Origin of the sequence: Pseudomonas sp. NC02, assembly GCF_002874965.1 — a bacterium.
Classification (GTDB): domain Bacteria; phylum Pseudomonadota; class Gammaproteobacteria; order Pseudomonadales; family Pseudomonadaceae; genus Aquipseudomonas.
In genome coordinates this window covers 3,531,674-3,555,442 of the sequence record NZ_CP025624.1, presented here as the reverse complement: position 1 = coordinate 3,555,442, position 23,769 = coordinate 3,531,674, and the positions used below count along the sequence as shown (strand labels likewise).

Sequence of the window (23,769 nt, the reverse complement as noted above, 5' to 3'; positions counted from 1 at the left end):
GTACATACGCAGGGCCCATAACAATAAAAGGCGCAACCATGACCGTGCTATTGAGTGAGCGCAGCCAGATTTTCGACCGTGCAGATGCCTATGCCGTGTCCGACTACGTCAACCAGCATGTCGGCAGCCACTGCATCCGCCTGCCGCCCAAGGGCCGCCCGCAGGCAAGCATCAGCCACCGGACCTTTTCCAGCCTGGACCTGTGCCGCATCAGCTACGGCGCGCCGGTGCGGGTGACCTCGGTGGCGCTGGAAACCATCTACCACCTGCAGATCCTGCTGCACGGCCACTGCCGCTCGAGCTCCCGTGGCGAAGAACAGGTGTTGGGCCCCGGCGAAGTGCTGCTGATCAACCCGGATGACCCGGTAGACCTGACCTATTCCGCCGACTGCGAAAAATTCATCGTCAAGGTGCCCGTGCGCCTGCTGGAAAACGCCTGCCTTGAGCAGCACTGGACGTTGCCGCAGCCGGGCATCCGTTTTGCGGCGCCGCGCCACGCACTTGCCGAAATGGGTGGGTTCCTGCAATTGCTGGGGCTGATCTGCCATGAGGCCGAAAACGCCGCCGAACCCGAAGTGCAGGGCCTGTACGAGCGCATTGTGGCGAACAAGCTGTTGGCGCTGCTGGCCAGCAACGTCCTGCGGGTGATTCCGCGACCGGATCAGGGTGGGGGCTTTGAAGCCGTGCGTCAGTTCATCGAGGAGCACCTGGCCGACGACATCAGCGTCGAACAACTGATGGCCATCGCCAGGGTCAGCGAGCGTTCGTTGTATACCTTGTTTGAACGCCAGGTCGGCCTGTCACCCCGTGACTACATGCGCCAGCGCAAGCTGGAGCGGGTGCACGCCATGCTGCAACTGGCCACGGCGCGCAGCGTGACGGAGGTGGCGCTGGATCATGGGTTTGTGCATTTGGGGCGGTTCTCCGAGGCCTATCGCAAACGCTTTGGCGAGCTGCCCTCGCAAACGTGGAAGCGCCGGCTCGCGCCAGGCGGATAACGAATTGCAGTCAGCGGATATTGAGGGGTAGGGCAAGCACATAAGGTGGGGGGGCCTGATACAAGAACAACCGAGGGCCTACCCCATGATCAGCACATTCGACCGACTCGCCCGACAATTGCGCGACTCCGTCCAGGAAGATCCCGCCACCGGGGTGTTCCGCTGCCGCCGCGACATCTTTACCGACCCCGACCTGTTTGCCCTGGAAATGAAGCACATTTTCGAAGGCGGTTGGGTCTACCTGGCACACGAAAGCCAGGTGCCGGAGATCAACGACTACTTCACCACCTGGATCGGCCGCCAGCCCGTGGTCATCACCCGTGACAAACACGGCACGCTGCACGGCCTGGTCAACGCCTGCGCCCACCGTGGCGCCATGCTCTGCCGCCGTAAACAAGGCAACAAAGGCTCGTTTACCTGCCCTTTCCACGGCTGGACCTTCAGCAACGCCGGCAAGCTGCTCAAAGTGAAGGACGCCAAGACCGGCGCCTACCCCGACAGCTTCGACTGTGACGGCTCCCACGACTTGAAACGCCTTGGCCGCTTCGAAAACTATCGCGGCTTCCTGTTCGGCAGCCTCAGCGAGACGGTGCCGGAGCTGAGCGACTACCTGGGTGAGACCCGGGTGATCATCGACCAGATGGTCGACCAGGCCCCGCTGGGGCTGGAGGTGCTGCGGGGCAGTTCGTCATATGTGTATGACGGCAACTGGAAGCTGCAGATCGAAAACGGCGCCGACGGTTATCACGTCAGCTCCGTGCACTGGAACTACTCGGCGACCATGGGCCGGCGCAATTACGAAGCCGAAGGCACGCGCACCGTGGATGCCAATGGCTGGTCGAAAAGCCTGGGCGGCGTGTACGCCTACGAGCATGGCCATATCCTGCTGTGGACGCGCCTGCTCAACCCCGAAGTGCGTCCGGTGCATGCCCATCGCGAGGCGCTGGCCGAGCGCCTGGGCCAGGAACGCGCCGATTTTATCGTCGACCAAACCCGCAACCTGTGCCTCTACCCGAATGTGTACCTGATGGACCAGTTCTCCACGCAGATCCGCGTGGTACGGCCAATCGCGGTCGACAAGACCGAAGTCACGATCTATTGCATGGCGCCCAAGGGCGAAAGTGCCGAGGAACGCACCACGCGCATCCGCCAGTACGAAGATTTCTTCAACGTCAGCGGCATGGGTACACCGGACGATCTGGAAGAGTTCCGCGCCTGCCAGACCGGCTACCAGGGTGCGACCACCTTGTGGAATGACCTCAGCCGCGGCGCCAAACAGTGGGTCGAAGGCCCTGACGAAAACGCCCGGGCCATGGGCATGAATCCGCAGCTCAGTGGCGTCAAGACCGAGGACGAAGGCCTGTTCGTGCGCCAGCACGCCCACTGGGCCCAGAGCCTGCAACGCGCTATCGAACGGGAGCAGCAAGGCTTGATCGCGACGGACAAGGAGGTGCTGGCATGAGTGCTTCCCGTGACCGCCTGCTGGACTTTCTGTACCGCGAAGCCCGCCTGCTGGATGACCGCCAGTGGGATGAGTGGCTCGAATGCTATTCACCCAAGGTCGAGTACTGGATGCCGGCCTGGGACGACCACGACACGCTGACCGAAGACCCCCAGAGCGAAATCTCGCTGATCTATTACCCCAGCCGCGACGGCCTGGAAGACCGGGTGTTCCGGATCAAGACCGAGCGCTCCAGCGCCAGCACCCCGGAGCCGCGCACCGCGCACCTGATCACCAACCTCGAAGTGCTGGCCGACGACGGGCAGCACGTGGAGTTGCGTTTCAACTGGCAAACCCTCAGCCATCGCTACAAGACCACGGATACGTACTTCGGTACCTCGTTCTATCGCCTCGACATCAGCGCCGAACAGCCGCTGATCACGCGCAAGAAGGTGGTGCTGAAAAACGACTACATCCATCAGGTCATCGATATCTACCACATCTGAGGACACGCCCATGACGTACTCCATTGCCCTGAACTTCGAGGACGGGGTAACCCGTTTCATCGACTGCAAGGTGGGTGAAAAGGTCCTCGACGCGGCCTTTCGCCAACGTATCAACCTGCCCATGGACTGCTCCGACGGTGTGTGCGGCACCTGCAAATGCCGCTGTGAAACCGGCGCCTATGATTTGGGCGACGACTACATCGAAGACGCCCTGAGCGAGGATGAAGCCGCTGAGCGCCAGGTGCTCACCTGCCAGATGGTGCCGCAATCCGATTGCGTGATTGCCGTGCCGGTGCCGTCCGGTGCCTGCAAGACCGGCACCGCGCAATTTGCCGCGACGGTGGCGAGTATTACCCGGCATGCCGATGCAGCGTTGGAAGTCAGCTTCGAACTGGATCAGGCGCCGGTGTTCCTGCCGGGGCAATACGTGAATATCGGCGTGCCCGACAGTGGGCAGACCCGCGCGTATTCCTTCAGCAGTCGCCCCGGCGACAAACGCGCGAGCTTCCTGATCAAGCATGTGCCCGGCGGGTTGATGAGTGGCTGGCTGGAGCGTGCCCAGCCGGGCGACGCGGTGCCGATGACCGGGCCGCTGGGCAGTTTCTACCTGCGCGAAGTGGCGCGGCCACTGCTGTTGCTGGCAGGTGGTACGGGGCTTGCGCCGTTCCTGTCGATGCTTGAAGTGTTGGCCGAGCGCGAGGAAACCCGGCCGGTCACGCTGATCTACGGCGTGACGCGGGACCAGGACCTGGTGATGGTCGAGGCGCTGGAGGCGTTCGCCCAACGCCTGCCCAACTTCGGTTTTGTCACCTGCGTGGCCGACCCCCAGACCGCGCACCCCCGGCAGGGGTATGTCACCCAGCACATGGCCGCTGACGTGCTGAACGATGGCGACGTGGATGTGTACCTGTGCGGGCCGCCACCGATGGTCGACGCGGTACGCCAGCACTTCAAGAACCAGGGCGTCACCCCCGCCAGCTTCCACTACGAGAAGTTCACCCCCAACGCCATCGTCACCGGCGACGCCGCCTGAGGAATCCCCCATGACTCCACGTTTCAACACCCAGGTTGCGCTGGTGACCGGCGCCGCCCAGGGCATCGGCCGGCGGGTTGCCGAGCGTTTGCTGGAAGAGGGCGCCTGGCTGGTGGCCGTCGATCGCTCGGAACTCGTGCATGAATTGCAGCATGAGCGGGCGCTGATCCTCACCGCCGACCTGGAGCAGCATGCCGAATGTGCCCGTGTGATGGCCGCTGCCAAGGCGCGGTTCGGGCGTATCGACATCCTGGTCAACAACGTCGGCGGGACTATCTGGGCCAAGCCCTTCGAGCACTACGCCGAGAACGAAATCGAAGCCGAGGTGCGCCGCTCGCTGTTCCCGACCCTGTGGTGCTGCCATTGCGTGTTGCCCTACATGCTGGAGCAGGGCAGCGGTGCCATCGTCAATGTCTCGTCCGTGGCCACGCGCGGAGTGAACCGTGTGCCGTATGGCGCGGCCAAGGGCGGCGTCAACGCCTTGACCGCGTGCCTGGCCCTGGAGACCGCCGGCAGCGGCATTCGGGTCAACGCCACCGCACCCGGTGGCACCGAGGCGCCACCGCGGCGGATCCCGCGCAACAGCCAGCCCCAGAGCGACCAGGAGCGCGTCTGGTACCAGCAGATCGTCGACCAGACCCTCGACAGCAGCCCGATGAAGCGCTACGGCAGCATCGACGAACAAGCCGGCGCGATTCTGTTTCTCGCCTCTGATGAGGCCTCCTACATCACGGGCGTCACCTTGCCGGTAGGAGGCGGCGACCTCGGCTGACCCAGCGCCGTACCTGCAGACACTGACTCACAACAACAATAATGAGAGCACTGCCATGCGTACCCATGACGTCAATTCGATTATCGATAATGCCCATTTCAATCGTTTCCACTGGCTGGTGGTCAGCCTGTGTGCTGTGCTGTTGATCTTTGACGGTTATGACTTGTTCATCTACGGCGTGGTCTTGCCGTCGATCATGAAGGAATGGGGACTATCGCCCCTGCAGGCCGGCGCTCTGGGCAGTTATGCGCTGTTCGGGATGATGTTCGGCGCGCTGGTCTTCGGCAGCCTGGCCGACAAGTTCGGTCGCCGCAAAGGCATCGCCATCTGCTTTGCCTTGTTCAGCGTCGCCACGGTGATTAACGGTTTTGCCAGCAACCCGACTGAGTTCGGAATCTGCCGGTTTATTGCCGGGCTCGGCTGTGGCGGCCTGATGCCCAATGCGGCCGCACTGATTACCGAATACGCACCGAAGAAAATGCGCAGCATCCTGATGGCGGTGATGTTTGGCGGGTACTCGCTGGGCGGCATGCTGTCGGCCGGCGTGGGGATTTTCATGCTGCCGCGTTTTGGCTGGTCGTCCATGTTCTTCGCCGCGGCGATCCCGCTGCTGCTGATGCCGTTGATTGTGTACTGGCTGCCTGAGTCCATCGGGTTCCTGATTCGCCAGGGCCGCAATGAACAGGCGCGTGAGCTGCTCAAGCGCCTGTCGCCGCAGACCCGGATCGACCCGCAAGACCAACTGCTCGTCAGCGCCGGTAAAGGCAAGGGCGCTTCGGTGCTGGAGTTGTTCCGCCACGGCCTGGCCTTGAGGACGGCGGCGATCTGGATCGCGTTTTTCTGCTGCCTGTTGATGGTCTACGCCCTGAGTTCCTGGCTGCCCAAACTGATGGCGGGTGCCGGTTACAGCCTGGGATCGAGCCTGTCGTTCCTGCTGGCGCTGAATTTTGGCGGCATCGCCGGGGCGCTTGTCGGTGGCTGGCTGTGTGACCGGCTTAACCTGGTGAAGGTGGTGATCGGTTTCTTTATCGCCGCGCTGCTCTCCATCAGCCTGCTGGGTATCAAGAGCCCGATGCCGGTCCTGTACCTGCTGATCTTTTTTGCCGGCGCCACCACCATCGGCACGCAAATCCTGCTGTACGCCGGCGCCGCACAACTCTATGGCTTGAACATTCGAGCCACCGGCCTGGGCTGGGCTTCCGGTATCGGTCGTACCGGCGCCATCGTCGGCCCGCTGCTGGGCGGCGCGCTGATGGGGATTGAACTGCCGCTGCACCTGAACTTCATGGCCTTTGCCATCCCCGGGGCCATCGCCGTGCTGGCAATGACGGCGTATGCGCTGAATGAACGTCGGGGCCGGCAGGAGGTGATCGCCGCCCCGGCGCAGTAACTGTCGATAACAATAACTAAGAGCAACGACATGAACACACAACGTATCTGGCTATCCCTGTTGGGCGTGCCGCTTGCGGCGACGGCGGCCGAGGGCGGGTTTTTCGAGGACTCCACCGCCACCTTGCAGGCGCGCAACTATTACTTCAGCCGCGATTTCTCGGACATCGTCGGCGCCAACAAGCAATCAAAGGCAGAGGAGTGGGGCCAGGGTTTTATCCTGACCTATAAATCCGGCTACACCCCGGGGCCCGTGGGCTTTGGCCTGGATGCCCTGGGCACCCTCGGCCTCAAGCTCGACAGCAGCCCGGACCGCACCAATACCGGCCTGCTCCCGGTCAAGGGCGACGGCAGCGCCCCGCATGATTACAGCCGTTTGGGCCTGACCTTCAAGGCCAGGTTTTCCAGGACCGAATTGAAGGTCGGCGAACTGCAACCGAACCTGCCGGTGCTGGCCTTCAGCGATATCCGCTTGCTGCCGCCGAGCTATCAGGGCGTGAGTGTCAGCTCCGGCGAAATCGCCGGCCTTGCGCTGCAGGCCGGGCACTTGACCACCACCAGCCTGCGCAACGAAGCCGGCGACGAGAAAATGATCGCCATGCTCGGCCATGTGCCGCAACGCGGCGCTGAAAGTGATGGGTTCAACTACGTCGGCGGCGACTACGCCTTCAACACCAACCGCACCAGCGTCAGCTACTGGCATGGCCAACTCAAGGACATCTACCGCCAGGACTTTGTCGGCCTCAAGCACAGCCAGCCAATGGGCGAGTGGACGCTCGGCGCCAACCTCGGCTACTACGATGCCCGGGAAGACGGCGACAAACTGCTCGGCAAGATCGACAACCAGGCGTTTTTCTCGCTGCTGTCGGCCAAGCATGGCGGCCATATCTTCTACGTCGGTTATCAAGCCATGTACGGCGACAGTGCCTTCCCGCGGGTCTTCGCCAACATCACGCCGCTGGGCAACGAAGTACCCACCTACGAGTTTGCCTACACCGACGAGCGCTCCTGGCAAGTGCGGTACGACTATGACTTCGTGGCGCTGGGCATTCCGGGGCTGACCACCACCGTGCGTTATATCACCGGTAACAACGTGACCACCGGCGCGGGTTATGAAGGCAAGGATCGCGAGCGCGACCTGGATATCGGCTATGTGGTGCAAAGCGGCACATTGAGCGGCCTGGGCATTCGGGTGCGCAATGTCATGGCCCGTTCAAACTACCGCAGCGACATCGACGAGAACCGGCTGATCCTCAGTTACACCTGGAAGCTGCTTTAAACCCCGCCCTGGCACGTGCCCATGACCTGGTAGTTGACAGTGTGGCTGGCGCCCTGGCTGTCGAGATACACCATGGTCGCCGGTTCTACCTGGCAACTGCCCGGCACGGGCGTGATTGAAACAACGTGTTGGATATCCAGCGCTTCATTGCTGCCGGCCGCCATGGCGCCGGCGGCGGTGAAAAACAGGAGCAGGCTGAGCCATTTGATATTCATGATGAGTTCCTCTGTGAGTAGGGTTCATTTTAGTGATTGCCGCAGCGGGATAAAGACAGGAACAGGTGAATGACTCGTACGTATCACGTAGCAATCGAGGGGCAATGTTGATGGATTTGCTCAATGGCATGCAGGTGTTTGCCCGGGTTGTCGACACTGGCAGCTTTGCCGCAGCGGCCGAGGCGCTGGACCTGTCCGGGGCACACGTATCACGGTTGATCTGCGAGCTGGAAAAACACCTGCAGACCCGCCTGTTGCAACGCACCACCCGACGCCTGGGCCTTACCGATTCGGGCGAGCGCTTTCTGTTGCGCTGTCGCGACATTCTTGAAGACGTTAGGGAAGCCACGGCAGAAGCCAGCGGCGCGCACCTCAACCCGCGCGGGCGATTGCGGGTGCATTGCATGAGCGGGTTGGGGGTGCTGATCACGCCGCTGATTGCCCGCTACAGCGAGCAATACCCGGACGTGTCCATCGAGTTGACCCTGTCCCAGCACAACCCGGACCCGCTTGAAGAGGGTCACGACGTGGTGATCTCCATCGCCCATTCGTTGCCGGATTCGGCGCTGGTCAGCCAGACGATCGGGCAGTTGTTCAGTGTGCCCTGTGCGGCACCGGGGTATCTGGCCCGGTACGGCGTGCCCGAGCATCCGCAGCAGTTGATGCAGCATCGACGGTTGCATCTGCAGGATTTCCAGGAGGATGCGTGGTTGTTCAAGGGGCAAGAGGGCGAGATTGCGATTTCGCCGGGTGACACCTTCAGGACCAATGTCGCGGATGCGATGGTCAAGGCGACGCAGGAAGGAATGGGCATCAGCTTGTTGCCGTTCTTCAGCGCCAACCCGGCGCTGCGCGAGGGCTCGTTGGTGCGGCTGTTGCCCGGATATCGGCTACGGGAGCGGAGCATTTTCGCGGTGTATCCATCAAGGCGCTTTCTGGATGCCAAGGTGCGGACGTGGGTCGGGTTTTTGCAGGCGCGATTGCCGGGGTTGTTGGCGGAGCAGTTGGCAGTGATTGAGGCACCTTGAGGCTAGCGCGTTGCCGTACGGCGAATGTAGCGCGCCGGCGACGAGCCCAGTGTCTTGCGAAACATGCTGATGAACGAACTGACCGACTCGTACCCCAGCGCCTCGGCGGTTCGTTGCACCGACTCGCCCTCGGCCAGGCTCTGCAAGGCCACGATGATTTGCCATTGTTTGCGCCATTGGCCAAAAGTCAGGCCCGTTTCGCTCTTGACCAGGCGGGCCAGGGAGCGCTCGCTCATGGCCACCTGGCGTGCCCACTGGGCCATGGTGCAACGGTTTGACGGGTCCTGGGCCAGGCCGCGGGCGATGAAGCGCAACTGCGTAGCAGCGGGGAGCGGCAGGTACAACTGCTCCGAAGGAGCCAGTTCCAGTTGTTCAAGGAGCACGCTCGCCACGCGCGAATTGGCAGAGGCAGGCGGATAATCCTGGGGCTGGGCACTCAGGTGCAGGATCAACGCCAGGACCAGCTGCGAAAGCACCAGCGTGCAGCATTTCTCCGGTAGCGCGGCGGCGCCGGGCTCGACAAACAGATAGCCGATCCTGCCGTTGGCGGTCACCCGGTTGCTGTGGGCGATACCGCCCGGAATCCACACGCCGAAGCCCGACGGCACCATCCACACGCCATCCTCTACGGTACACACGATACCGCCGTGATATGCCACCACCAGTTGGCCTTTGCGGTGGCTGTGCACGGGGAATTCGGTGTCGTTGCGCTGGCTGCCGAGCATCAACGCGACGGCGGGCTGATCAAAACTGTCCAGTTCGAATTGATCAACGCCCTGGAGCTTCATCTCGCCCATGTTGCACCGCCTCGATTGTCTGAAATTGATTATATCCTGGCAGCATACTCAATATCGGCACGACCTTGCAGTCCCTACCATCTTTATCAAGGCGATCAAGGTGATTGCCGACTGCGAGATTCAACCGATGCTCAGCGAAATCACGATTGCCCACCTCTACATTCCTCCGTTCTTGCTCTACGTCGGCGTTGCAGCCCTGGTGTACGGGCTACTGGAGCGGGCCCTGCGGCGCTGGCTGGATTGGGCCTGGCACCCCAGCCTGGCGCGTTTCTTTGTGTCGCTGATCGTGCTCTCGACCTTGGTTCTGAGCTTTTGAGGGCAGCGCGATGATCATCAAACACATCCTCAAGACCCTCGTCACCCTGGTGCTCGGGCTGGCCGCATTGCTGTTCTGCACGCAACTGTGGCGTGCCTATGAGTTGGCCCCCTGGACGCGGGACGGGCGTGTCAGCGCGCAAGTCATCCGTATTGCCCCCGAGGTGTCCGGCCAGGTCGAACACCTGCTGGTGGGCGACAACCAATGGGTCGCCAAGGGCGCGTTGCTCTACCAGATCGATCGCAGCAGCTACTTGCTTGCCCAGCAACAGCGCACGGCCGAGCTTGCCGAGGCGCGCAGTGTTTTCGAGCAGCGCAGTGCACAGCTCAAACGCCGCAACCAGCTCGGCGATGCGATTGCGCGGGAGGAAACCGACAACGCAGCCCGGGACCTGGCGGTGGCCAGGGCGCGCCTGGATGCGGCCCGCAGCCAACTGGCCCATGCGCGGCTGGATCTGGACCGCACGACGATTCGTTCGCCGGTCGACGGCTATGTGACCCAGTTGCGGCTGCAGCCGGGTGACTACGCGGCAGCGGGCGAGACCAATATCTTTGTGGTCGATAGCCATAGCTTCTGGGTCACCGGTTACTTCGAGGAGACCAAGCTGGCTGGTGTTCGGGTGGGGGCTGCGACGTCCATCAAGCTGATGGGTTTTTCACCGCTGCTCGAAGGGCATGTGGCGAGCATTGGTCGGGGCATTGCCGACGGTAACGAGCTGCGCAGTAACAGTGGTTTGCCCCAGGTGGCACCTACGTTCAGCTGGATACGCCTGGCCCAGCGCGTGCCCGTGCGGATTGAACTGGACAAAGTGCCGCCCGGTGTGGAACTGGCGGCGGGGATGACCGCCAGCATCGAGGTTGCCGAGGAGGGCACGGCGCCGCGCTGGAGGCTGGTGCAATGGCTTCAGGCGTTCATGTGATGCTCCGTGCACTGCGCATGCTGGGGGCATGGGAAGCTGCTACCTCGGGCTATGTGCTGCGTAGTCTTTTGGCGGCCTCATTGGCCCTGTGGCTGGGGTTCCAATTACACCTGGATTCGCCGTTCTCGGCCGCCTCAACCGTGTTGTTGCTGATCCATCCGCTGCAGGGGGCAGTGGTTGGCAAGGGCTTCCACCGGGCACTGGGCACCCTCGTGGGGTTGGCTGTGGCATTGGTCCTGACCAGCCTGTTCGCCCAGCAAATGCTGCTGTTTATCCTCGGGATCGGGGTATGGCTGGGCCTTTGTGTCGGCGCCATGACCGTGTTTCGGCACTACCAGGCCACGGCGGCGGTGGTCGCCGGCTACACCGTTTGCCTGGCCCTGGGGCCCGCCATCGTCGCGCCACAGCAAGGTTTCGAACATATCGTCGGGCGGGGCACGGCCGTTGTTCTGGGGGTGTTGAGCCTGAGCCTGGTGGCCACATTATTCAGCCGCAAGACCGTCGAGCGCACACTGACCATGGCACTTCGCGACGTCTCGTCGCGCACCCTGCGGTTATTGGCCGTGCGGTTTGACGGCGGGCCGGCGCGTGCGCAGGACCCGCTGGCCATCGATATCAGCAAAGTGGACGACCTTCTCGGGATTGGTCGGGGCGAGTCGGTGCTGATCCGCGCCAGGCTGGCGACCCTGCAGGCAGGACTTGCGTATCTGCATGCCGTGGTGCTCGACGAATGCGCGATACCTTCGCACGCTGGAATCGGCGCACAGTTGCGCCAGCTGGCTGAAGCCATGCCCGGGTTTTGCGTGGCGGCCGATCGTGTCCGGGAGCTGCAAGCCAGCCTTGAACCAGGCGCGAGCCAGCGGCGTCTGAATGAGCCATTGGCCGAACTGGCCAGCGCCTTGTCGAGTTTTGCCTGCCTTGAGCGCGCGCCCCTGCCGCCGGCCCGCGCCGTGGGGTTTCACCGACACTACGGCGCTGCACTGCGTAACGGTGTGCGAGCGTTGCTGGCCACGCTGGCGACCGGTGCTGTCTGGTACCTCACCGGCTGGGACCAGGGGCCAACCTTGCTGGCCGTACTGGGTCCGTTCTGCACCTTGCTGGCCACCAGCGCGGCGCCCGAGCAAGGCATTGCGAGCCTTGCCAGGGGAACCTTCTACGCAATCCTGGCAGCGGCGGGGTGCAAGTTCCTGCTGTTGCCGCACATCAGCGGGTTCGGGTTGCTCACGGTGGTGCTGGTTGCGTTCTGGGCGGTCGGGATTCATGCCACGACCCGGCCGCGCCATGCCCTGCAAGGCGTCGCCTACCTGATTACGTTCAATACCCTGGTCGGCACCGCCGGGACCGCCCAATACGACTTCGCTGACTTCGCGAATCAAGCCCTGGCCTGGATGGTGACGCTTGCTATCTGCCTGCTGGCCTTCCAGTTGCTGCCGGGGAAACCCGCCAGCCACGCCGACGTCCTGAGGACCGCGCTGCACAAGGACACACGCCGGTTACTGCGTCACGGGCACCGCATGGATCTTCTGAAGTGGCAGGCCACGCAACAGCACCGGATGGTTGCCCTGCAAGCGCTGTCGGGCGCCGATGAGGCCGGTGCCGTCTCGCTTCAACTGGGTCGACAGTTAAGGTTGCTGCACCGCAAGACACGCGACCTGGAGCCTCATTCGTCAATCGCCAGGTGTGTGCAAGCGGGCGATCGGCGTATTGCCAGATATGCCTTCGATTCAGCGATCAGCGCGGCCCAGGCCCGGCGTACGTCGAGATCACTGATCCGCCTTGGTGCCCGCGACCTGGCTGCTTGTTACCGGGATTTGGCGCGGTTGCTCGACCAATACCAGCGTGCCGATATCCGAACCAGTTTCAGCTAAAACAACGAAGGTGAGATGAAATGAAGCAACTCCTTATCTGGACGCTTTTCGGGATGATCGTGTCTGTGCCAATGGCGGTGCAGGCATCGGACGGGGCTGAGGCGCTGGCCCGCTGGCAACAGCAATTCAAACAAGAGCAAAAAAAGCTCGCTGAGCACCGGGCGGCTGGCCGCGATTCAAGGCCCAAGGCAGATCCCCAGCGATGAGCCGGTTCCCGGTCGATTGCAATCTATTCGGAGCGAAGTGACGAGTTCGGTGTGATGCCCGGCAGTGCTGTTGCTTTATAGGCTGTCCGGGTCCCCAAAAAACATCTGAATCCGCGACCTTAACCACCGTTCCCCCGGATCATTGTCCTGGGACCCACGCCACGCCATGTGCAATTCAAAGGTGCGCACCGGCAGTGGCGGCTCCTCAGCCCGCAAGCCACCCGCTGAAGTCAACGCTTCAGCGGCATAGTCCGGCACGGTCGCGACAATATCGGTGCCCGCCAGCAACGTCCCCAGCCCATTGAACTGCGGCACAGCCAGCACGACATGGCGCTTGCGGCCCAGTTTTTCCAGTTCTTCATCCAGAAACCCGCTCAAATCCCCGGCGAATGACACCAGGGCATGGGGCCGCGCGCAGAAATCATCCAGGCTCATGGAACCCGGCATGCTGTCGGCTCGCAGCAGCATCGGCTTGCTGCGGCGCAATACCTTGCGCTTGGCGTTGGCCGGCAAATCGGTGGTGTAGCTCACGCCGATGGAGATTTCGCCGGAGGCCAGCAGGCCGGGCATCAGGATGTAGTTGACGCGGCGCACTACCAGCACGATGCCGGGGGCTTCGGCCCGCAGGCGCTTGAGCAGCAGCGGCAGCAGGGCGAATTCGACGTCGTCCGACAGGCCGATGCGGAATACCGCGGTGCTGGTGGCCGGGTCGAATTCGGAGGCGCGGCTGACGGCCGTGGAAATCGAGTCCAGGGCCGGGGAGAGCAGGGCGAAGATTTCTACCGCACGGGCCGAGGGCTCCATGCTGCGTCCGGTACGCACGAACAACGGGTCGTCGAACAGGCCGCGCAGGCGTGACAGGGCTGCGCTGATGGCCGGCTGGCCAAGGAACAGTTTCTCGGCAGCGCGGGTCACACTGCGCTCATGCATCAAGGTTTCGAATACGATCAACAGGTTGAGGTCGACACGACGCAGGTCGTTACGGTTCATCTTGTGTCCCAGGCGGCGTCAGTAAACTTGACGGGAGCGGTCATATAAGAACAATGACCGGCATGAATCTTACGGGGAAAGGCTGGTACTCTGCACCGGCTAATTCAGTTTTCCTACATGGCTTGGCACCTTTTCCGTATGTGCGGAATCAATGACAGGCATGTCGACTATTAACGGCGACCGGTGGTCTTGCCCCGAAAGCCCAGATAGAGTTCATGGCAATAGAGGTTACTTTGACGAGGTTTGCGATGTCCCGCACGATCCGTTTTCACAAGTTTGGTCCGGCCGAGGTGCTCAAATGCGAAGAGCATGCAGCCGCTAAGCCCGCACCGGGCGAAGTGCAGGTGCGCGTCGAGGCGATTGGCATCAGCTGGTACGACATTCTGTGGCGCCAGAACCTGGCGTCGTCCCATGCCCGCTTGCCTTCCGGCCTTGGCCATGAAATGGCCGGCGTGGTTGTGGCCGTTGGCGAGGGTGTCGACGACCTGGCGGTGGGTGACAAGGTCGCCAGCTTCCCGGCCGAGAGCCCGAATGACTACCCGGTGTACGGCGAACAGATCGTCCTGCCGCGCTCGGCCCTGACCCGCTACCCGGATGTCCTGAGCCCGATCGAAGCCAGCGTGCACTACACGCCGTTGCTGATTGCCTACTTTGCGTACATGGACCTGGCGCGGGTCAAACCCGGGCAATTCGCCCTGGTAACGGACGCCAGCCACTGTGCCGGCCCATCGTTCGTGCAACTGGGCAAAGCCCTGGGTGTGCGGGTGATTGCCGCCACCAAGACCAGTGATGAGCGCGAATACCTGCTGTCCCTCGGGGCCGAGAAGGTCATCGTCACCGAAGAGCAGGACCTGCTGATGCAAGTCAACAAGTTCACCGACAACCGCGGCGTAGACGTGGTGTTCGATGGCTTGGGTGGCCCGCAGATGTCGTTGCTGGGTGATGTGCTGGCGCCGCGTGGCAGCCTGGTGCTGTACGGCCTGCAAGGTGGCAACCAGACGCCATTCCCGGCCTGCGCGGCGTTCCAGAAGAACATTCAGTTCTTTGTGCACTGCATCGGCAACTTCACCGGCAAACCGGAACTGGGCATCATCCAGGACCAGGTGGCCTTGCAGCGAGCCCTGCGTGACATCAACCAACTGACCGCCGACAAGGTGCTGGTACCGCTGAAAACCACGGTATTTCCGTTCAGCCAGTTCGTTGAAGCGCACCGCTATATGGACGAATGTCCGTGCCGTGAACGGGTTGCCTTGCAGGTAGAAACTGTTTGATCTGTGGGAATATTCTCAAGCGAGTATTCCTGCCCCCGGGCGCATGGGGCAAATGCGCCATTTGACAGGACTTAACCTGCCCACCGCTTGAATCGGGATTTCAGCACTTCAGCCCGATAAACCAGATGTATGCCCCTGACGCCGCCCTGAATCCCAGCGCGGCGTTGTCGTGTCTGCACACTCGATACCCCATGCAAGCCCCCATCTGAACCGGTTTTAGCCGGCGTTCTGTATCTGTTAATCATTATTCAAGTGCCGATAATTGCCCCGTCACTTTTATCTCAAGGATTGAGCAATGATTGAATATATGAAATCACCCCGTACATCCGTCAAGCCCAATAATGTTTCCCATGGCTGTTTTGCCGGAACATCAATATTGAAGTGGGTTATGTCGGATGCTTCTCTAGTTTGTAAGTTAAAGCAGCGTAGGAAGTTGTCAGAGCGTTCCTAAGACTTTCGGTTTGGGCTGCGTGCCCCTTGGCTTGGCGCCTTTTCGGGACTGGAAGCCCCCAAAGGCAGGCTTGGCAGGTAGGGCCCGGTGCTAATCTCCATTGAATGTCACATGTTGTAACGCCCCTACAGAAACAACAGGTCAGGCAAATGCCGTCAACGATTGCCCGAAACTGATATTTCAACTCAGGTAGTAGAACTATGAGCGCTATTCACGAACAAGCCATGAACTATGTCTATCAACAAGTATTGCAACGCTTGATAGGGCATTTCTCTCGAACAGAACGTACCTCGCTCCAGTTATTGATTCAACGAATCGTGGTAGCGGCAGGCGGCATGGAGCGGATCGGTGAATACAAGGTGCTGGTAGCTCACGGCGCAGGCGCCGGCAGCAGCTATGTCCTGGCGTTGTTGCGCGCAGCCCAGCTGACGCTTGCAGGCCGGGCGCCACGGACGTTTCAACTGCGGGTCGCGACCTTGCGCCATGCCGGCATGTCGCAAAATGCCCTGGACACGCTGCACCGCGGCTACAGCGCGCTGTTCCTGCATGACGATGCGCGTGTCGAATTGCTGATGGTCGAGAATCAGGAAGTCTTGCCGTTCAACCACCTGCGGCCGGCCTCCAGTGCGGCGCGCGATACCAGCCGGCGCAATATGCTGATGGTGGGGCACCTGACCTCGGGAGATCTTCGCCAAACCCTGTGCAACGACGCCTACCTGGCCCTCGGTGACTTTTACCGGCGTGTCACCACCTGCAATGGGGGCGTGCACGCGCTGGTCAGCGGTGACTCCGCGCGCAAGCAGCGGGAGTACCTGGCGTGGCTGAAGAAGGCTGCGCTGGCGAGCGGTGCAGAGGTCCCGCCGCGCCAGCCTCTGGTGCTCAGCGGACTGTTCGCGCGCATGGATGAGTGGAGCAACGCCTATTACTGCGACCTTTACGGCGAGCGTTACGCCGTCGCCGATAAGTCCGACACGGACAACCATCGCCACTTGGCCTATATCGGCGCTGCCGACCTTAAGGACGCGGCCGAATACTCCTCCGGGCCGCTGTTGCGTCAGTTCATGGGCTATGAACCGGACGAGTTTGGCTTTCATTTCAGCCACGCGAGCTATGCGAACCCGTTGCTGATGGCCCATCTGCGGGGCCTGCAGGCCGAGTGCCTGCGGGAACTGGATTACGAGGAGGGCGCACAGGGCTTCATGCAGCAGGCCGCGATGTTCATGCGGCGCAAGCAGATTTCCGAACACCTGATTGCCCAGGCAGCGACCCAGGATGGCCGAGCGCTGGCGGCCGACTACGCCCAGGCGCTGTTCCGATTGGATGAAAGCCAACTGAATTGCCTGATGTTTTCGCCGTTTATCCGTCACGGCGAGCGCCTCGAAAGCTTTTTGCGCCAATGCCACCCCGGCATGCTGGTGGCGCTCCCCGAGCTGCACAAGGCGCTGCAAGGCAAGCCGGTGGCCGAGATGCTGGTGCAATGGGCCATCGACACCAGCGGGTTGCCGATCGACCTGCTGCAACATCTCTATCGCAAGCGGCCCGCCACCGGCGTGCCGGGCATGGCCGAGACGCCACAGCAAGATGCGCCCGCCCTGGCAGCCTACCAACTGGCGGGGCGTTAAGCGGGTGGCGGCGGGTGACCAGCGATGAACCTCAGGGACGACCGGCAAACCGACTTCGCCTACCAGGCGGTGTATCGCTACATGATCAACCTCATCGGCGAGGTGGGCACGGATGCCCGGGTAAAACTGCCATCATTGCGCCAATTGGCGGAGCGCCTGAATGTGTCGATCTCGACCATTCAATACGCTTACTCGTTGCTCGAGAAGGAGGGCCGGGTGTACTCGGTGCCCAAGTCGGGCTACTACGCCTGGCCGGTGTTGAATAAACCGCCAGGCAGCAGCGGTGGCGACCTGCTGGAGCGCCTCTATGCCAGTGCGCGACGTCCGGGAATGCGCGTGCTCAGCGCCGATGAGCCGGCACTTGCGGCGTCACTGGACGCAGCGCTGTTGCTGCTCGAGCGCGAACTGTTGCGGCATTACCCGCATCATCTGCAGCCATGGTCGCAGCCCTGTGGCGTGTGGGAACTGCGGGCGACGCTCGCGGCGCGCTATACCTCGTCGCCGACCCGTTGCTGGCAGGCGGACGAGGTATACATCGGCGCCGACTTGCGCGGGGTACTGGAAATCCTGATCGAGGTGCTGGGTCTCAAGGGCGCTGCGATCATCGTCGAATCCCCGTGTGACTGGCTGATCCTGCGGTTGTTGCAGGGGGCAGGCGTGAGGGTTCTCGAATTGCCATTCACGGCGGACGACGGCCTGGACCTGGCGTTGTTCGAGCACTTGCTCAGCACCGAGCCGGTGCAGCTGGCGTTGCTGTCATCCGGTGTCAGCCTGCCGTCCGGCGTAGTCCTGTCCACCCATGATCGCCTGCAGCTAGTGCGATTGCTGGACCAGCATGGCTGTTGGTTGTTAGAAAATGACAGCCATGGTGACCTCGGCTTCGGGCAGCCAATCACCGCGTTACGGGACCTGGCCAATCCCGAGCGGCTGATGGTGTTTTCCACGTTCGAGAAGATGCTCGGGCCGGAAGCGCCGTTTGGCTATTTGCTGTCGCGCCACCTCAGCGGCGAGCTGCAGCGCCAGTTCCTGTTGCGCGCATTCCGGTTGTCCTCTATCCGCCAGCGCGCGATTGCGCGGCTCTATCAAAGCGGGCGCATCGACCAGCATCTGCGGGAGTTGCGACCGCAACTCAAAGAGCAGGCCCGGCTCATGGGCCTGCGGCTGGACACGCATCTGGGCAACCAGGTGAGCTACCGAATGCCCGTCGCTGGCGCGACCTTCTGGTTGCGCTCAGAGGCCCCGGTGGATATGCGCCAGGTGTTCCAGCGCCTGCTCACCCGGCAGGTGGTGATTGCGCCGGGGGAGTTGTTCAGCCTCAGTGGCCTGCACTGCCAGCATCTGCGGCTGAGCCATGCCGTTGACGGCGCCCATAACCTGGAGAATGCCCTGGATGAGCTGGCTCTGGCGCTCAGGCAGGCACAGACCGGCACTGAATGAAATTTCGCTGATTGCTGTAGGATTTATAACGTCGCGGAGCAGTCCAAGTCCCAGTAAACTGCACTTTTTTCCGAATCCTTCTCTTTCCGAGGTTTATGCATGACTCTCAGTCCTTTTGCGGGCAAGCCGGCACCAGCTCAATTGCTGGTAGACATCCCGCGACTGGTAACGGCCTATTACACCGGCCAGCCTGATGCAGCGATCTCCACCCAGCGCGTCGCCTTTGGTACCTCCGGACACCGCGGCAGCTCGTTCGACCTCAGCTTCAATGAATGGCACGTGCTTGCCATCAGCCAGGCCATTTGCCTGTACCGTGAAGCCCAGGGCATCAACGGCCCGCTGTTTGTCGGCCTCGACACCCACGCGTTGTCCACCCCGGCCGGCGCCAGTGCGCTGGAAGTGCTGGCCGCCAATGGCGTGCACGTGATGCTCGCCGAAGGCGATGAGTACACCCCGACACCGGCGATTTCCCACGCCATCATTTGCTACAACCGCGGCCGCACCAGTGGTTTGGCCGACGGCATCGTGATCACGCCGTCCCACAACCCGCCACAAAGCGGCGGCTACAAGTACAACCCGCCCAACGGCGGCCCGGCCGACACCCACATCACCAAGTGGATCGAAGCCAAGGCTAACGAACTGCTGGCCAATAAGCTGGCCGGGGTCAAGCGCATCACCCATGCCCAGGCGCTGAAGGCCGACACCACTCATCGCCACGACTACCTCAACACCTACGTGGCCGATCTGGTCAACGTCATCGACTTCGATGCCATCCGCAACGCTGGCTTGCGCCTGGGCGTCGATCCGCTGGGCGGAGCAGGGGTGCGCTACTGGTCGGCCATCGCCGAGCATCACCGCCTGAACCTCGACGTGGTGAACACCGAAGTGGATTCGACCTTCCGCTTCATGAGCGTCGACTGGGACGGCCAGATCCGCATGGACCCGTCCTCCAGCTACGCCATGCAGGGGTTGATCGGCCTCAAGGACCGTTATGACGTGGCATTCGCCTGCGACCCGGACCACGACCGCCATGGCATCGTGACGCCGTCCGGTGGCTTGCTGGCGCCGAACAACTACTTGGCCGTGTCCATCGACTACCTGTTCCAGAACCGCCCCGAATGGCGCGCTGATGCTGCGGTGGGCAAGACCGTGGTCAGCAGCGGCTTGATTGATCGCGTGGCCAAGCGCATTGGCCGTCGCCTGTACGAAGTGCCGGTGGGCTTCAAGTGGTTTGCCGATGGCCTGTTTGACGGTTCGCTGGGTTTTGGTGGCGAAGAAAGTGCCGGCGCCTCGTTCCTGCGCAAGGACGGCAGCGTGTGGAGCACTGACAAGGACGGTTTGATCCCGGCGCTGCTGGCGGCGGAAATGACCTCGCGCAAAGGCCAGGACCCAAGCCAGATTTATCGCGGGCTGACCGATGCACTGGGTGAGCCGTTCGCCATTCGGGTGGATGCCAAGGCGACTCCGGCGCAGAAGGCCTTGTTGGGCAAGCTGTCGCCAGACCAGGTGACGTCCACGCAGTTGGCCGGGGAAAGCATCCAGCAGATCCTCAGCCACGCGCCGGGCAATGACCAGGCGATCGGCGGGCTGAAAGTCATGACTGAAAACGGTTGGTTTGCCGCACGGCCATCGGGCACCGAGGACATCTACAAGATCTACGCCGAGAGCTTTATCGGCGAAGATCACCTCAAGCAACTGGTGGAAGAGGCCCAGGTGTTGGTGGACGGGGCGATCTCGGCTAACTGATACCCAGCCTATGACTGATTAACCTGTGGCGAGGGAGCAAGCTCCCTCACCACATTCAAGCTCGGTCAGGCGAGGTCGACCAACACGATCTCGCTGTCCTCAACCGCTGTCACCCGCAGTACCTGCTCATCCTCAACCGCCACACCGTCTCGAGCTTGTGCACGCAAGCCATTGACTTCAATCACCCCGGTGGCCGGTACCAGGTACGCCCGGCGTCCGTTGTCCAGCCGATACTCGGCACTTTCACCGGCTTTCAGATTCGCCGCTACCAAGCGTGCATCGGCCCGAATCCGCAGGCTTTCGCTGTCTCCGGCCTTGCCACTGGCCAGGGTCACAAACCCTTCGCGGTCACCCTTCGGAAACGGCTTCGCGCCCCATGACGGCGGCAAACCGGCCTCATTGGGAATGATCCAGATCTGGAAAATCTTGGTCGGCGTAGCTTCCAGGTTGTACTCGCTGTGGGCGATCCCGGTGCCGGCGCTCATTACCTGGACGTCGCCGGCCTCGGTGCGGCCCTGGTTGCCCAGGTTGTCGGCATGGCTGATGGCGCCTTCACGCACATAGGTGATGATTTCCATGTCCCGGTGCGGGTGCTGCGGGAAGCCGGTGCCCGGTGCGATGAGGTCATCGTTCCACACCCGCAGGTTGCCCCAGTGCATGCGCTTGGGGTCATGGTATTCGGCAAACGAGAAGTGGTGGTGAGCGTCCAGCCAACCGTGATTGGCGCCGCCCAGGGTGTTGAAAGGTCGAAGTTCAAGCATGATCGTCTCCTGTGGATGGGAGCCATCATCCAGCAGCGCCAGATCGATAAAAAGCGTAAAAAATGCTGGATTCCTATCGAATGCTTCGATGCCGATGCTCAGGACTTGTCTTCACTTCATCGCCTAACTGCATGAGCGCAAAGCAATTGGCTGGAACTGTGGGGCATTTGCGGCGACCATAGGGCTCTTGTCCGAGTTAAAGCATCGCAGGAGTCCGCGTGCCGCAACACACCCCCGATCTGCCTCCCGAACTGCGGCCACTGGCCGAAATGCCCCTGTTGAAACGGCTCGCCGCCCGATTATTCGGTCACGGCCTGACGCGCCTGCGGGCACAGCACCGTTTCTCATGGCTGCATGGCCAGGCCGACGGCTTTCGCAGTGGCCACACGGCCGGCGTGGAGTATGGCTATAAGGAAGGCAAGGCGGATGGTATCGAAGAAGGCCGCCAGGTCCTGCTGATTCGTGACTTCCGGCCGGATGAGCACACTGCGCCGGGTGTTGACGACAATCTGTTCGATGATTGGCGCCTGCCGCTGACCGCCGAATTGAAAAAACGCATCAAGGCTGATGTGGCGCGCCTGCTGCCGGCCCATGCCCAGCCGAGTGCGGCGCAATGGAAGATGATCTTCAGCGACACGCCGTCCACCTCGGTGATCGCCGGCGCCGGCGCGGGTAAATCCACCTCGCTGGTACTGCGTATCCTGCTGCTGACCCATTACCTGGGCTTCGAGCTGAGCTCGATGACGGTGGTGACCTTCACCCGTGAGTCGCGCAAGGACTTCATCAACAAGCTCATGGAAATTCTCGCCTTGTGGGGCCAACCCCTTGGTATGAAAGACGCGCAAGCGGTGGTGCGGACCTTTCACTCACGCATCCTGCCAATGGTGCGCAGCCTGCCGGGCCTTGAGCGGCTACAGGCGTTCGAGAACCTCAATGCGCGGACCGAAGCGGGCTTTGATGAGGCCGACAGCAACCCCTTCGAATTGCGGATCAACGACGCCCAGCGCCAGCAACTGAATGCCTGCTATCACCGGCTGCATGGCCGCCATGAACGCTTCCGCGAACTGATCGCCCCGCTGGCGCGCCATGCCCTGCAACTCAAGGAGCTGGAGCGCGATCACCCGGACGTGCAAAAACGCGTGGCGGTGACCGAACTGGCGGCCAAGCGCGATGAAGAACTCTGCGATGTGATCGAAGACCTGTGGTTTCGTGCCGGCGCCTGGCCGATCAAGGGCATCGAGCCCAATCGCCAGACGTTCGATATCAACGGCGCGAAGTTTCACTGCCATGGTTACATTGCCGAACTGGATGCCTGGGTCGTACTGGGCTTCGACCCGCGGGAAAATGCCCAGGTCAGTCGACCCGGGTCCAAGCTGTCAGTACGTGCCGAATGGGCGGTAAAGCGAACCCTGTTTCAAGCTTTCTGCCGTAAGCCATTGATATGGCTAGAAAGCTACGAGTCTTCCAGGCGGCTTTTAAGCAGCCTGGCAGGTGACGCAACAGCGGGCCCGGGCTTCGATTACAAGGTCAAGGGCGAGCTGGGTTCGGCACCGTTGCTGGACAGCTTTGTTGCCGCCGCCGGGTTCATCGAGAACCTCGGGCTGGATGTGCCCACCGCCGTGGGCAAGATGAGTTTTGCCAAGGATGATCCAGACCGTTTTTACTTCGAGGCACTGAGCATTTTCTGGAAGGCCCTCGAAGATCACTTGCTGGACCAGTCGCCACCGGTCATGACCTACAACCGGATGTTCTCGCTGTTTGGCGAAAACACCCCGGAGAACCTGAAGTTGCTCAGCGACCCGCTGCTACGGCCGATGTCGCACCTGATGATCGACGAATTCCAGGACGTATCGCCGCAGATCGTCTCGTGGATCCGGGCCAGCTTGCGGGAGATCCGCAGCCGCGGGCCGGCCATGCACGTGGGGCGTGGGGCCCAGCGCTCTTCGCTGTTGTGCGTGGGCGATGACTGGCAGTCGATCTATGGCTGGCGTGGCAGTTCGCCCAAGTATTTCATGGAGTTCAACAAGGAGTTCCCGTCACCCACGACCACCCGGGTGATGCTGGGCGAGAACTACCGCAGCCATCAGCACGTGATCGATGCTGCCGAGCACATTGTGCGGGCGGCCCCGGCCATCAGCGGCAAGAAAGCCAAGGCCAGTGGAACCGCGAAGGAGTTGGTGCCGGTCACGGTGCGTGACCGTGACGATGCGGCACTGGGCCAACAACTGCTGGCGCACTATCAAAAGGGTGACTCGGTGTTAATGCTGTATCGAAAAAGCAGCGATAAGTCATTGATGCAAGAACATATTCAGTCGGTAGTTAATGTGGATTCTAGTTTGCCGTACAGCAGCCGCCGGCTCAAGCAACTGACTTATCACAGCGCCAAGGGCCTGCAAGCGGATGCGGTATTCCTGCTGGGCGACTGCCAGCACTTGACCAGTTCGCCGTACAAGAACCAGGTCTACCGCATGGCAGGACTGGGCAAGGACGGCGATACCGAAGCTTACGACAGCGCGCAGAAAGACGAAGTGCTGCGCCTGGCCTACGTGGGCATTACCCGGGCGGTGAGCCATTGCTATTGGTATGTCGACGCCCAGGATGGCCAAGGGGTGAATGTGCCAAAGGCTTCGGACCGGGTTGCCGGGGACAAACCGTTTTTTGACGACCAGCGCATCAGCAAATCATAAGGGATGACGTTGAATCCTGTGGCGAGGGAGCTTGCTG

21 protein-coding genes are annotated in these 23,769 nt (G+C 61.9%); 17 read left to right on the top strand and 4 right to left on the bottom strand.

Annotation, left to right across the window (positions count from 1 at the left end):
- The first annotated feature begins 38 nt into the window (after positions 1-38).
- From C0058_RS16855 to C0058_RS16825, 7 genes are all read left to right on the top strand, one after another.
- On the top strand, positions 39-998 hold the full coding sequence (locus tag C0058_RS16855) for an AraC family transcriptional regulator (RefSeq protein ID WP_008433834.1): 960 nt from the start codon (positions 39-41) through the stop codon (positions 996-998).
- An 85-nt stretch (positions 999-1,083) separates the two neighbouring features.
- Positions 1,084-2,460: a Rieske 2Fe-2S domain-containing protein gene (locus C0058_RS16850; protein WP_003210841.1), complete on the top strand. Its 1,377-nt coding sequence runs from the start codon at positions 1,084-1,086 to the stop codon at positions 2,458-2,460.
- Positions 2,457-2,945, top strand: a complete 489-nt coding sequence (gene benB, locus C0058_RS16845; protein ID WP_102369134.1) for a benzoate 1,2-dioxygenase small subunit — start codon at positions 2,457-2,459, stop codon at positions 2,943-2,945. Before C0058_RS16850 ends, benB begins: the two co-directional genes overlap by 4 nt.
- Positions 2,946-2,955: 10 nt before the next feature.
- Positions 2,956-3,978, top strand: a complete 1,023-nt coding sequence (benC, locus tag C0058_RS16840) for a benzoate 1,2-dioxygenase electron transfer component BenC (RefSeq protein ID WP_008433832.1) — start codon at positions 2,956-2,958, stop codon at positions 3,976-3,978.
- 10 nt (positions 3,979-3,988) lie between these two features.
- Positions 3,989-4,750: a 1,6-dihydroxycyclohexa-2,4-diene-1-carboxylate dehydrogenase gene (locus tag C0058_RS16835; protein WP_008433831.1), complete on the top strand. Its 762-nt coding sequence runs from the start codon at positions 3,989-3,991 to the stop codon at positions 4,748-4,750.
- 55 nt (positions 4,751-4,805) lie between these two features.
- Complete coding sequence (locus tag C0058_RS16830) at positions 4,806-6,140, top strand: MFS transporter (RefSeq protein WP_102369133.1); 1,335 nt, start codon at positions 4,806-4,808, stop codon at positions 6,138-6,140.
- A gap of 30 nt (positions 6,141-6,170) precedes the next feature.
- Complete coding sequence (locus C0058_RS16825; RefSeq protein WP_102369132.1) at positions 6,171-7,418, top strand: OprD family porin; 1,248 nt, start codon at positions 6,171-6,173, stop codon at positions 7,416-7,418.
- Here the strand turns inward: C0058_RS16825 and C0058_RS16820 are convergent.
- Positions 7,415-7,633, bottom strand: coding sequence for a DUF2790 domain-containing protein (locus C0058_RS16820; RefSeq protein WP_102369131.1), 219 nt, complete (start codon positions 7,631-7,633; stop codon positions 7,415-7,417). The two genes, C0058_RS16825 and C0058_RS16820, sit on opposite strands and share 4 nt — an antisense overlap.
- Positions 7,634-7,743: 110 nt before the next feature.
- Between C0058_RS16820 and C0058_RS16815 the strand changes: the two genes are divergently transcribed.
- Entirely contained in the window at positions 7,744-8,661 is a 918-nt protein-coding gene (locus tag C0058_RS16815) for a LysR family transcriptional regulator (protein WP_087694537.1), read from the top strand.
- A 2-nt stretch (positions 8,662-8,663) separates the two neighbouring features.
- Here C0058_RS16815 and C0058_RS16810 read toward each other — a convergent pair whose 3' ends face one another.
- Positions 8,664-9,458: a helix-turn-helix domain-containing protein gene (locus C0058_RS16810; protein WP_102369130.1), complete on the bottom strand. Its 795-nt coding sequence runs from the start codon at positions 9,456-9,458 to the stop codon at positions 8,664-8,666.
- Positions 9,459-9,585: 127 nt separating this feature from the next.
- Between C0058_RS16810 and C0058_RS33265 the strand changes: the two genes are divergently transcribed.
- From C0058_RS33265 to C0058_RS16790, 4 genes are read left to right on the top strand one after another with little or no spacing between them, the layout of a single operon-like run.
- Positions 9,586-9,774, top strand: a complete 189-nt coding sequence (locus C0058_RS33265; protein ID WP_032899212.1) for a DUF1656 domain-containing protein — start codon at positions 9,586-9,588, stop codon at positions 9,772-9,774.
- A gap of 10 nt (positions 9,775-9,784) precedes the next feature.
- Complete coding sequence (locus C0058_RS16800; protein ID WP_102369129.1) at positions 9,785-10,693, top strand: HlyD family secretion protein; 909 nt, start codon at positions 9,785-9,787, stop codon at positions 10,691-10,693.
- Positions 10,693-12,561, top strand: coding sequence for an FUSC family protein (locus C0058_RS16795; RefSeq protein WP_102369128.1), 1,869 nt, complete (start codon positions 10,693-10,695; stop codon positions 12,559-12,561). The genes C0058_RS16800 and C0058_RS16795 overlap by 1 nt, the downstream gene beginning before the upstream one ends.
- A gap of 20 nt (positions 12,562-12,581) precedes the next feature.
- Complete coding sequence (locus C0058_RS16790) at positions 12,582-12,767, top strand: hypothetical protein (RefSeq protein ID WP_102369127.1); 186 nt, start codon at positions 12,582-12,584, stop codon at positions 12,765-12,767.
- 75 nt (positions 12,768-12,842) lie between these two features.
- Here the strand turns inward: C0058_RS16790 and C0058_RS16785 are convergent, their stop codons facing one another.
- Positions 12,843-13,757 (bottom strand): LysR family transcriptional regulator, encoded by a 915-nt coding sequence (locus C0058_RS16785; RefSeq protein ID WP_003217142.1) that lies wholly within the window; start codon positions 13,755-13,757, stop codon positions 12,843-12,845.
- A gap of 248 nt (positions 13,758-14,005) precedes the next feature.
- Between C0058_RS16785 and C0058_RS16780 the strand changes: the two genes are divergently transcribed.
- From C0058_RS16780 to pgm, 4 genes are all read left to right on the top strand, one after another.
- Positions 14,006-15,028, top strand: a complete 1,023-nt coding sequence (locus tag C0058_RS16780) for a zinc-dependent alcohol dehydrogenase family protein (protein ID WP_003217140.1) — start codon at positions 14,006-14,008, stop codon at positions 15,026-15,028.
- A gap of 651 nt (positions 15,029-15,679) precedes the next feature.
- Complete coding sequence (locus C0058_RS16775) at positions 15,680-17,101, top strand: hypothetical protein (protein ID WP_256579483.1); 1,422 nt, start codon at positions 15,680-15,682, stop codon at positions 17,099-17,101.
- A gap of 24 nt (positions 17,102-17,125) precedes the next feature.
- Positions 17,126-18,538 carry a PLP-dependent aminotransferase family protein gene (locus C0058_RS16770; protein ID WP_102369125.1) on the top strand — a complete coding sequence of 471 codons (1,413 nt, stop codon included), beginning with the start codon at positions 17,126-17,128 and terminating at the stop codon, positions 18,536-18,538.
- Between the two features lie 99 nt (positions 18,539-18,637).
- Positions 18,638-20,284, top strand: a complete 1,647-nt coding sequence (gene pgm, locus C0058_RS16765; protein WP_087694418.1) for a phosphoglucomutase (alpha-D-glucose-1,6-bisphosphate-dependent) — start codon at positions 18,638-18,640, stop codon at positions 20,282-20,284.
- Between the two features lie 65 nt (positions 20,285-20,349).
- On the opposite strand, the gene C0058_RS16760 is transcribed toward pgm, so the two are convergent.
- Positions 20,350-21,045, bottom strand: a complete 696-nt coding sequence (locus C0058_RS16760) for a pirin family protein (RefSeq protein ID WP_003217133.1) — start codon at positions 21,043-21,045, stop codon at positions 20,350-20,352.
- 218 nt (positions 21,046-21,263) lie between these two features.
- Here C0058_RS16760 and C0058_RS16755 point away from each other — a divergent pair, with 218 nt between their 5' ends.
- A complete protein-coding gene (locus C0058_RS16755; protein WP_102369124.1) occupies positions 21,264-23,732 on the top strand; it encodes a UvrD-helicase domain-containing protein in 2,469 nt (822 codons plus the stop codon).
- Positions 23,733-23,769: the final 37 nt, after the last annotated feature.